This window comes from Microbacterium sp. KHB019 (genome assembly GCF_037285405.1).
In the GTDB taxonomy this organism is placed as follows: Bacteria; Actinomycetota; Actinomycetes; order Actinomycetales; family Microbacteriaceae; genus Microbacterium.
Map to the genome: position 1 here is coordinate 1 of NZ_JBBDHF010000011.1, position 255 is coordinate 255.

1 protein-coding gene is annotated in these 255 nt (G+C 64.3%); it reads right to left on the reverse strand.

The window, feature by feature from the left end:
• Positions 1 to 255 (reverse strand): DDE-type integrase/transposase/recombinase (locus KHB019_RS15145; protein WP_337459362.1); only part of this gene is annotated, 255 nt, incomplete at both ends.

A 255-nucleotide genomic window follows, 5' to 3' on the forward strand; every position in this document is an offset into this window, starting at 1 on the left:
CGACCCGTTGTCGGATAAGACACGCTCGACGGTGACGCCGCGGTCTGCGAACCAGGCGACGGCGCGTGTGAGGACGCCGATCGCCGTGTCGGCTTTCTCGTCGGTGCAGATCTCGGCGTAGGCAACGCGGGAGTAGTCATCGATGACGGTGTGCACGAATGCGGTGCCGATGTTCGGGTGACCTTTGCCGGTTCTTCCCGTGCGCAGTGCCGTCGTTGCCTTGTGCTTGTCCCCTTGCTGCTTGCCGACGAACCG